The following is a 263-nucleotide window of genomic DNA, read 5'->3' as shown; positions in this document are numbered from 1 at the left end:
CGGTAGTTCAGTCGGTTAGAATACCGGCCTGTCACGCCGGGGGTCGCGGGTTCGAGTCCCGTCCGCTGCGCCATATTTGTACAGATCGATTGCTTGGTAAACGAGTGAGCGGTCTGCGATTGAAAGCCACCGAAGGCTCTCGATCACGGGTTCAAAAGTTTCAAACGGACGCAAGTCCGAGCGATACGCAGCGGTAGTTCAGTCGGTTAGAATACCGGCCTGTCACGCCGGGGGTCGCGGGTTCGAGTCCCGTCCGCTGCGCC

General features: G+C 59.7%; 1 tRNA gene. It reads left to right on the top strand.

The annotated features are described in order from the left end of the window. Window positions 1-187 precede the first annotated feature (187 nt). Window positions 188-261: transfer RNA gene (locus ACL9RJ_RS33250), tRNA-Asp, on the top strand. The last annotated feature ends 2 nt before the right edge of the window (window positions 262-263 follow it).

Source organism: Pseudomonas sp. Mn2068 (assembly GCF_049319725.1).
Taxonomy (GTDB): Bacteria; Pseudomonadota; Gammaproteobacteria; order Pseudomonadales; family Pseudomonadaceae; genus Aquipseudomonas; species Aquipseudomonas gingeri.
The sequence above is the reverse complement of the archived record's forward strand: the minus strand, read 5'-3'. Positions and strand labels throughout refer to the sequence as shown.